This window comes from Streptomyces bohaiensis (genome assembly GCF_012033785.1).
Classification (GTDB): Bacteria; Actinomycetota; Actinomycetes; order Streptomycetales; family Streptomycetaceae; genus Streptomyces; species Streptomyces bohaiensis.
Genome location: NZ_JAAVJC010000226.1, coordinates 1 through 7571 on the forward strand (window position 1 = coordinate 1; position 7571 = coordinate 7571).

Genomic DNA, 7571 nt, shown 5'->3' on the forward strand with positions numbered 1-7571 from the left:
CTCCGGGGGCGCGACGGGATCGGCGGCGGTGTCGGCGGCGGGCCGGTCCCGGTCGCCGCCGACGGGCCGCCGCTCGGACCCGGCAGCCTGCCCGGCCGGGGCGGAACGCTCGGGCCCGGTGGTCACCGGGCCGGGGGCCGGCAGGATCCGGCCGGTGTCCTCCTCGGCCATCAGAGCCCCGCCGACCGGGACTCGCCCAGTTCGGTCAGCCGGTCGCGCAGCCGCTCCGCCTCGTCCGGGTCCAGTCCCGGGATGGTGGCGTCGGTCGCGGCCGCCGCGGTGTGGAGCTGAAGGCGCGCCAGGCCGAACTTCCGGTCCAGCGGCCCGGAGGTCACCTCGACTAGCTGCATGCGGCCGTACGGGACCACGATCATCTGCCGCCACAGCACGCCCTTGCTGATCAGCAGGTCGTCCTCGCGCTCGAGGTACCGCCAGGAACGCTGATGACGGCCGACCACCCACCACAGCCACACCCCCGTCAGCAGCGGCGCCAGTGCCAGCAGCGACCACGAGGGCGCGCCCAGCACCGCCGGCAGGACCGCCGCCACCAGCAGCGGCGGCACCACCCACATCACCAGCACCAGTCGCCAGACGGTCAACAGGGCGGGCTTGACCCGCTGCCACTTCTCGGCCGGAGGGTCCACCGGCTCCCGCACCATGCTGTCCATGCCACGAGCTTACGGCGCTGCGCCCGGCTTCAGCAGGGCGTCACGGACCGGCCGGGCGCCGGGGGCTCCCGCACCCACGTGAAGCTGCCAGACTGACCGCATGCCGCAGACGAGCACCGGGGCCGGGGCCCCGCACCCCGTGACCGGACCGCACGGCGCCGGGGACGCCGACACCACCACGGTGGGCGTCGGGGGAGCGGCCGAGAGCACCGACATGGTGCTCAACATCGGCCCGCAGCACCCCTCCACCCACGGCGTGCTGCGGCTGCGGCTGGTGCTCGACGGGGAGCGCATCACGCGCGCCGAACCCGTCGTCGGCTACATGCACCGCGGCGCGGAGAAGCTGTTCGAGGCCCGCGACTACCGCCAGATCATCGTGCTCGCCAACCGCCACGACTGGCTCTCCGCCTTCTCCAACGAGCTGGGCGTGGTGCTGGCGGTCGAGCGGATGCTCGGCATGGAGGTCCCCGAGCGCGCCGTCTGGCTCCGCACCCTGCTGGCCGAGCTGAACCGGGCGCTCAACCACCTGATGTTCCTCGGCTCGTACCCGCTGGAACTGGGCGGCATCACTCCCATGTTCTACGCGTTCACCGAACGGGAGGACCTCCAGCACGTCATGGAGGAACTCTCCGGCGGCCGGATGCACTACATGTTCAACCGGGTCGGCGGGCTCAAGGAGGACCTGCCCGCCGGCTGGACCGACCGGGCGCGGGGGGCGGTGGCCGGCGTCCGGGGTCGACTCGGTCGCTTCGACGACCTGGTCCTCGGCAACGAGGTGTTCCGCTCGCGGACGCGCGGCATCGGCGTGCTGGACCCGGCCGTCGCCCGCTCCTACGGCGTGTCGGGGCCGATCGCCCGCGCCAGCGGCGTGGACTTCGACCTCCGCCGCGACGAGCCCTACCTGGCGTACGGCGACCTGGGCGACGTGCTGCGCGTTGCCGTCCGTTCCGAAGGGGACTGCCTCGCCCGGTTCGAGGTGCTGCTCGACCAGACCCGCAACGCCCTCGAACTCGCCGACGCCTGCCTGGACCGGCTCGCCGAGCTGCCGTCCGGGCCGGTGAACCAGCGGCTGCCGAAGGTGCTGAAGGCCCCGGAGGGCGCCACCTACGCCTGGACCGAGAACCCGCTCGGGCTCAACGGCTACTACCTGGTCTCCAAGGGGGAGAAGACCCCGCACCGGCTGAAGCTGCGCTCCGCCTCGTTCAACAACATCCAGGCGCTGGTCGACCTGCTGCCCGGGACGCTGGTCGCCGACATGGTCGCGATCCTGGGGTCGTTCTTCTTCGTCGTCGGCGACATCGACAAGTAGGCCGCCGGCACCGGCCGACAGCTCCGAACCGTCCCGAGGCGACGCGAACCGTCCCGGTCCGGGGAGGCTCAGCGGGCGGTCGGCCGGGCGCCGGCGCCACGCAGCAGCCGCAGCTGGCCGATCTCCGCCGCGTTCTTCATCAGCTCGGCGTTGACCCAGGCGGCGGTGTCGGCACCAGTCCGGTCGGACCCCGGCGGCCATGGGAACGGCGCCTCCGCGTCCAGGGCGCCCGGTGAACCGTCCGCCAACGCCGCCGCCCACTCCCCGCGCAGCGCACGCAGCCGCGACACCGCCGCCGCACCGTCGCCCGCCCAGACCACGGCCTCCCGGGCCGGCGGCTCCTCGCCGCGCAGCAGCCGCAGCGCGGTGGTCCACCACCAGTCCACGTGCCAGGTCAGCCAGGCGACGGTCGGCACCGGTACCGGGTCGGGCTCGGCGTCGGCCCAGTCCGGCACCCATCGGCCGTCGTCGTCCTGCCGCACCGCCCAGCACAGCGGCGCCGGCTCCCAGTGCACATCCGCCTCCACCAGCCGGTCCAGGTGGTACTCCAGCAGCGCCCAGGTCAGGTCGAACTGGTTCCGCAGCAGGGCGAGGCGGGCGGCGTCGGCGCGGTTCTCCATGGCGGGCACCCTGCCACCCGGGGCCGCGGGCGGCCAGCGGTTATCGCGGGCGCGCACCGGCCGCCACCGTGCCGTGCCCGCCGGCGCTCGCGGCTCGAACGGCCGTGAGGTCCGGGCCGGTGGCAGGCGACCGAAGGACGCAGGCGACCGACGGCCGCTGCAGCGCCGCACGGTCGGCAGGAGCGGGGCGGCGCGGCGCAGGTCCAGACGCCGCGGCCGACAGCGTCACATCCCGCCCCCGACAAGGCCGCCAAGCCCGACCAGACGATGCGGGGGCCCACTCGGACAGGGCGATCGCGGCAGTGGTGACCGGTCGATGCTCATGGCGGGTCGCCTGCTCCGTCGGGCGGGTCGGTGCCCAGGACTGTGGCAGTGAAGCCCGCCAACTGAGCGCGCATCTGCTCGCGCGGCACGTGCTCGCGATCGGCCAGGTGCTCGACGAGATCGGCCCGGACCGCCGCGAGCAGGGCGTGGGCGGTGAACCCGGTGTCGGCCAGGCCGGGAATCTGCTCCAGCACACTGCGCAGCAGGCCGTGCCAGCGCTCGTAGTGCGCTGCCTTGTACGGGCTGGTGCTGTCGCTCTCCTCGAAGGCCAGCGCAAGACGCCGGTTGTCCAGCTTGAAGCGCAGCGTCGCGTCGAGAAGGGCGGGCACGCGCAGCAAGGGCGGGGTGGCCGGCCCGAGGGGCGGCGGGCCGGATTCGGCCGCTTCCCTGAGCGGTTCGAGCCGCGTCTCGTACAGGGCGCGGAGCAGCCCGGGGCGGTCGCCGAAGGCTCTGAAGAGCGTGCCCTTGCCGACCCCGGCCGCCGCCGCGACGTCGGCCATGGTGACGTCCTCGGGGTTGTCGCAGTCGGTGAAGAGGCGGTCGGCAGCGGCGAGGACGGCCTGCCGGTTGCGAGCGGCGCGCCGCCCCCGGGCGACCCCGACCCGGCCGCGGTCATGCTGCCGTTCCTCCGGCAGGCCCGCGCCGCCGGAGTACGCCGCGCGGTGCTCCTCAGTGCCTCCGTCCTCCCCGAAGGCGGACCCGGCGTCGGCCTGGTCCACCGCGACCTGCCCCGACTCTTCGACGAATGGGCGGTACTGCGCCCCTCGTGGTTCATGCAGAACTTCACCGGCACGCACGTCCACGCCGCGAGCATCCGCGACGAGTGCGTCATCCGGACCGCCACCGGGAACGGCCGGGTCGGCTTCGTCGACGCCGAGGACATCGCCGCGGTCGCCGTCCACGCCCTGACCGCCGAACCCGCCCTCAACACCGACCTCGTCCTCACCGGCCCCCAGGCCCTGAGCTACGACGACATCGCCGCCGCCGTCGCCGAGACCACCGGCCGGCCCGTCACCCACCTCCGGCTCACCACCGCACAGCTCCGTGAACGCCTCGCGGAGCACCTGCCCGCGGAGTTCGCCGAGCTGCTGGCCGACCTCGACACCGCCATCGCCGGAGGGGCCGAGGACCGCGTCACCGACACCGTCGAGCGCGTCACCGGCCGACCCGCCCGCACCTTCCGGACCTGCCTCGACACCGAACTGCCCCGCGACGTCCTCGCCCGTCCATGAGCGACGGCACCTCCGTCTCGCCACCGGGTTTCGCTCCCCGACCTGGCTGCTGACCGCCCGGTTCCGCACCCGCGCGCCGACCTGTCCGGCGCCGGTCCCGCGCGACCGGCCGGTCGCGCAGGACCGACCGGGCCCGGTTCGACCGCGTCATGCGCCTCCGGAAGCCGTCGAGGATGCACGGCGTCACAGGCCGGCCACCCGGGCACGGCCCGGAACGGGCAGAACGATCGCCGCGGACGCGTGGCGACCGGTCAGCGCTTCTCGCGGGAGCGGCCCATCGGCGCGCGGACGAGCGTGTCGTCGATGAAGCAGAACCGCCAGTCCTCGCCCGGCTCGGCCGACTGGATCACCGGGTGCCGCGCCTCCTCCGCGTGGCGCCGCGAGTGCTGGTGGGGGGAGTCGTCACAGCAGCCGACGTGCCCGCAGGTCGTGCACAGCCGCAGCTGCACCCAGTCGGTGCCGAGCTCCTCGCACCCGGGACATGTCACGGCGTCGGTGCTGGTCACCCGGATCTGGTCCAGATGCGTGCAGGAGGTGCTGATGGTCTCCTCCCGCACATAGGTCCAGTCCGACCGCAACAGCCGGTCCGGCATCACCCGCGCCAGGTAGCGCGACCCGGCCGCCAGCGGCGGCGCCGTCACGGCGAGCAGCAGCACGTAGAGCGCGACGAACGGGCCGAGCCGTGCGTCCAGCCCGGCGGCGATGGCCAGCGTCACCAGGATCAGCGAGAACTCGCCCCGGGCCAGCACCGTCAGCCCGATGTTGGCCGCGCCCCGCTGGTTGAAACCGAAGAGCCGCGCCGCCAGGACTCCGGCCGTCACGTTGGTGAGCACCGTGACGCAGACCGCGAGCACGGCGGGCACCGCCACGCCACCCAGGTCGCCCACGTCGATGGTCAGGCCGAACGCCACGAAGAAGACGGTGGCCAGCACGTCCCGCAGCGGCAGCACGATCCGCTCCACCCGCTCCCGGAACCGGGTGCGGGAGACGACCAGCCCCACCATGAGAGCACCGATGGCGTCCGAGACGCCCACCTCGTCGGAGAGGCCCGCCACCAGCACCGCCAGCCCGATCGCGGCGACCGCCAGCAGCTCGTCCTCACGGCTGCCGATCAACCCGCCGACCGCCCGCGCGCCCCAGCGGGCCACCGCGAACAGCACCACCAGGAAGCCGAAGCTGAGCGCGATGTGCCCGGCGAGCGCCCCCGGCGAGTCCGCCCCGGAGAGCACCGGCGAGAGCAGCGCGAGATAGAAGGCGAGGAACAGGTCCTCGATGACGATGATCCCCAGGATGACCGGGGTCTCGGCGTTGGTGAGCCGCCGCAGCTCGATCAGCAGCTTGGTCGCGATGGCGGAGGAGGAGATGCCGAGCGCGCCCGCCACCACCAGCGCCTCGGCGCCGCCCCAGCCGAGCGAGAAGCCGAAGATCAGCCCCGCGGTGATGTTCAGCCCGATGTAGCAGGCCGCCGCGAGGAACAACCGCCGCCCGCCGCCCACCACCTGCTCCAGGGGGAACTCCACACCCAGGTGGAACAGCAGCAGCACCAGCCCCAGCGCGGCGAGCACCGAGAGGTCCTCGGGATGCTGGATCAGCACCGGGCCGGGCGTGCCGGGCCCCAGCAGGATCCCGACCAGCATGTAGCAGGGGACCGAGGGCAGACCCACCCGCCGCGCGCCGCGCGCGACCAGCGCCGCCAGCAGCAGCACCGCACCCAGACCGACCAGGTCGGCGTGCACCGTGCGGCCTCAGCCCTCGTAGAAGGTCGCGGAGAGGACCGCGGCCAGCTTGCGGGCCTGCTCGTCGGTCAGCTCCAGGACCGCGGTCGGCTCGGCCGACCGGGTGGCGAAGACGTACAGGTAGCGGGTGCCGCCGGGGCGCACCACCACGGACACCCGGTTCTCGTCGTCGGTCAGCTCGACGTCGTACCGGGTGCCGACCCCCGGCAGCTCGGTGACGTGCACGCCCTGTCCCATCGCAGCTCCTCGGTGCGGACCGGGTGCCCGCCGCGGCCACCCGGGCTCGGCCGGTGGCACCGGTCGGCGAGCGGGGCTGCCGCACGCCGAGGGGCACCGGGCGGCGGACCACGCGCCGCACGATGAAGCGTCCCACCGAACGGGGCGTCCCGCCGGTCGGCGCCTGACCCGCCGCGGGGGCCGGCTCCCCCACGGCTCCCGCCGAGGCGTCGGGCGGTCCGAGCCTGCCGGGGTGCTGCCGGGCGGGCCACGCCGGTGCGAGCCCCCGGAGCGCCCGGGTGCTCCGGCTCAGCGCGGCCGCGCCGGCTCCGCCGCGAGCGGGGACGGGACCGCGACCGGCTGCACCAGCCACGTGAACCCGCCGAACCCCCGCGGGTCCGTCAGTTCCGCCGCCTCGCCCGACCGGGCCAGCGCCCGCAGGTACGCCGCCGGGTCGGTCCGTGCCAGCTCCAACGGCGGGCGCCGCCCGTCCGTCCCCAACCGGTGCAGCGCCGTCCGCTGCGTCAGCAGCTGCGGCGCGCCCGCCCCCGGCACGGCGGCGCCCGCCGCGGCGCAGGCGTCCAACGCGACGTGCGCGGTCAGGTCGCAGCCCCCGTCGGGCACCGGTGCGACCTGCCGGCCGTCCCGGTACCCGGTCAGGCTGCCCAGCGGCGGCCGGGCGTCGCGCGTGTGCCCGTAGTCCACCGCCACCGCGACGCCGCGGCGGAGTGCCCGTACGGCGCCGGCCCAGGCCGCGTCGCGGGTCCGTCCGATCTCCGCCCGCTCGCCCGGGGCGGAGGACGTGGGCCACCAGCGCCGCAGCCATGCCGCGTCCTCGCCCGTGACGGGCTCGCCGTGGCGCTCCCGGCCGTCCGGGCGGACCAGCACGTGCCGCGGCCGGCCGGTGTCGTCGTTCTCCGCCACGTCCAGCGGCACGTTGTCCAGCCACTCGTTGGCGAACAGCAGCCCGGTGGTCCCCGGCGGCGGGTCGGTGGACCAGGCGACGCGGTCCGGCAGGCCGGCCGGGCGCGCGGCGCGCTCCACCGCGCACGGCCGGACCCGGGCGGCGACCCGCTCCGGCAACGCGGCCAGCACGCCCGTCAGCAGCTCGCCGCGGCCCGCGCCGACATCCACCAGATCCAGGACCGGTGGGTGGCCGAGCGCCTCGTCGGTGCGCACCAGCAGCACCGCCACCGCCGCCGCGAACAGCGGCGAGGCGTGCACGGCGGTCCGGAAGTGCGCGGCGGGCGCCTCGCGGAGGAAGAACCCGGCGGAGCCGCCGCCCGGGCCCGGGCCGCCCGGAGCGGCGAAGGAGGGCGGTGCGCCGTAGAGGGCTCGTTCCGCCGCCGCCCGCCAGCCCGACCAACCGCCCCGGTCGCCGCTCGCCGCCGCGGTGTCGCCCGGGCTCGCACCGTCGTCGCCGGGGTGCGCGCCCCCGCCGGTCACCGGGGCGCCCGTGCCACCGC

The 7571-nt window shown here is 75.4% G+C and carries 7 protein-coding genes and 1 pseudogene; 2 read left to right on the plus strand and 6 right to left on the minus strand.

Going from position 1 to position 7571, the window contains the following annotated elements; all coding sequences use genetic code 11:
* Nucleotides 1–170: 170 nt before the first annotated feature.
* Complete coding sequence (locus HCN52_RS19240) at nt 171–668, minus strand: PH domain-containing protein (RefSeq protein ID WP_376767160.1); 498 nt, start codon at nt 666–668, stop codon at nt 171–173.
* Nucleotides 669–882: 214 nt separating this feature from the next.
* Here HCN52_RS19240 and HCN52_RS19245 point away from each other — a divergent pair, with 214 nt between their 5' ends.
* On the plus strand, nt 883–1977 hold the full coding sequence (locus tag HCN52_RS19245; protein ID WP_245175289.1) for an NADH-quinone oxidoreductase subunit D: 1095 nt from the start codon (nt 883–885) through the stop codon (nt 1975–1977).
* A 68-nt stretch (nt 1978–2045) separates the two neighbouring features.
* On the opposite strand, the gene HCN52_RS19250 is transcribed toward HCN52_RS19245, so the two are convergent.
* A complete protein-coding gene (locus HCN52_RS19250) occupies nt 2046–2597 on the minus strand; it encodes a DinB family protein (protein ID WP_168089706.1) in 552 nt (183 codons plus the stop codon).
* 320 nt (nt 2598–2917) lie between these two features.
* The gene (locus HCN52_RS19255; protein WP_168089709.1) at nt 2918–3556 is read right to left on the minus strand and encodes a TetR family transcriptional regulator; all 639 of its coding nucleotides are present in this window, start codon (nt 3554–3556) and stop codon (nt 2918–2920) included.
* On the opposite strand from HCN52_RS19255, the pseudogene HCN52_RS19260 reads away from it, so the two are divergent.
* Nucleotides 3503–4153 (plus strand): annotated as a pseudogene (locus HCN52_RS19260) (Rossmann-fold NAD(P)-binding domain-containing protein); the annotation flags it as partial. The gene HCN52_RS19255 and the pseudogene HCN52_RS19260 overlap by 54 nt on opposite strands.
* 251 nt (nt 4154–4404) lie before the next feature.
* Here the strand turns inward: HCN52_RS19260 and HCN52_RS19265 are convergent.
* From HCN52_RS19265 to HCN52_RS19275, 3 genes are all read right to left on the minus strand, one after another.
* A complete protein-coding gene (locus tag HCN52_RS19265) occupies nt 4405–5889 on the minus strand; it encodes a cation:proton antiporter domain-containing protein (RefSeq protein WP_312876783.1) in 1485 nt (494 codons plus the stop codon).
* Nucleotides 5890–5898: 9 nt separating this feature from the next.
* Nucleotides 5899–6126 carry a cation:proton antiporter regulatory subunit gene (locus HCN52_RS19270; RefSeq protein ID WP_168089707.1) on the minus strand — a complete coding sequence of 76 codons (228 nt, stop codon included), beginning with the start codon at nt 6124–6126 and terminating at the stop codon, nt 5899–5901.
* Between the two features lie 288 nt (nt 6127–6414).
* Nucleotides 6415–7571: SAM-dependent methyltransferase (locus tag HCN52_RS19275; RefSeq protein WP_245175287.1), on the minus strand; the 1157-nt coding region annotated here is incomplete at its 5' end.

Bases quoted from the DNA above. Each gene is read 5' to 3' on its own strand.
- HCN52_RS19240 (WP_376767160.1), bottom strand. From the start codon at position 668: ATGGACAGCATGGTGCGGGAGCCGGTGGACCCTCCGGCCGAGAAGTGG.
- HCN52_RS19245 (WP_245175289.1), top strand. From the start codon at position 883: ATGGTGCTCAACATCGGCCCGCAGCACCCCTCCACCCACGGCGTGCTG.
- HCN52_RS19250 (WP_168089706.1), bottom strand. From the start codon at position 2,597: ATGGAGAACCGCGCCGACGCCGCCCGCCTCGCCCTGCTGCGGAACCAG.
- HCN52_RS19270 (WP_168089707.1), bottom strand. From the start codon at position 6,126: ATGGGACAGGGCGTGCACGTCACCGAGCTGCCGGGGGTCGGCACCCGG.